The 1,208-nt window shown below is 66.9% G+C and carries 1 pseudogene; it reads right to left on the reverse strand.

What is annotated here, in order from left to right:
• Positions 1-1,208, reverse strand: a pseudogene (locus EOA38_RS37205) (translocation/assembly module TamB); the annotation flags it as partial.

Consider the following 1,208-nt stretch of genomic DNA (forward strand, 5'->3'; position numbering starts at 1 on the left):
TCGACAAAGTCTGCATTTCCAGCTCGACCGGGCTTTCGGCGGTGCCGAATTTGAGCGGCAGGCTCGGCCCGTTCGAGGCGAGATCGAGCGAGAAATCGCTGGCGCCGTTCGGATTGATGGTGCCGGCGGCCTTGCCCGAGATCTTGTCGCCGGAAAGCGTCGCCTGATCGATGACGAGGCCGCCCGCCGTCGAAGCGCTGCCGGCGACATCGAGATTGAGCGGGCCAAGGCCCGCCTGGCGTGTCTGGCTGGTTTCCGCGCCGGCGAGTTTGGCGTTGAACCGCACATCGGGGTTGGACGATGGACCCGTGACATGCGCCGTGCCTTCCAGCGTTCCAGCTGCATCGAGGCCAGGCACGAAATCATTGGCGAGCGCCGCCGGCAGCTTGGCGAAATTGGCCGTCAGGTCGAGGGTTTGGCCAGCGTTGCCCGAAAGAGCCACCGAACCACCGCCGAGATCGAGCGCGAGTTTCTCGACGGTAGTGATGCCGCCGGCGATCGAAAGGCTCGAAGGCTCCGCGATCGCCGCCTTGATGCCACGCACGGTCGCTTCGCCTGACGCGATCTCGACGCTGGTCTTGCCGCCGGCAATCTTCACGCGTCCGGTCGCGGTGGCCGGAATGCCCGACGCCGTCGCGCCGCCGGAAAAATTGGTCCAGTCGCCATCGCGCTTCAAATCGATGCCGATGCCGCTGACCACGGTAGCGCCGGAAGTCACGCTGTCGGCCTTGATCGTGCCCGAGATCGCCGGCCCCTTGAGATAGTTGGCGATCAGCGCGTTGACGGTGATGGTCTTCGCGGCCAGGTCGCCGCGCGCGATCGAGGTGCTCGCCGCATTGACGGTGACGGTCGGAGCCTCGCCATCCTTGGCGAAGGCGATCGTGCCGTTTATGTCGCCGGTCGCGTTTTGCCCGCCGAGAGCCGCCAGCGGCGCGATGTCGGAAACGGCCAGCGTCAGGGTGCCGAGCGGCAGGAGCCGATCGTCGAGCGCGAGATCGCCCGAAACCTTGTTGTCGCCGAGCGCCAGGCTGAGCCCCCTGATCGAACGCTTGCCGTCGGCGGTGACCAGCGAAGCCCCGATGTCGAGCGGCTGCTCCTCGACGCTGCCCGTCAGCGAAACATCGGCCTGCGGGTTGGCGATGTCGGCCTTGCCCTTGGCCGAGAGCTTGATGTCCTTCACCGTGCGGCCGGCCGCCGTCAGGCTGGCG

This window comes from Mesorhizobium sp. M1E.F.Ca.ET.041.01.1.1 (assembly GCF_003997355.1).
Taxonomy (GTDB): Bacteria; Pseudomonadota; Alphaproteobacteria; order Rhizobiales; family Rhizobiaceae; genus Mesorhizobium.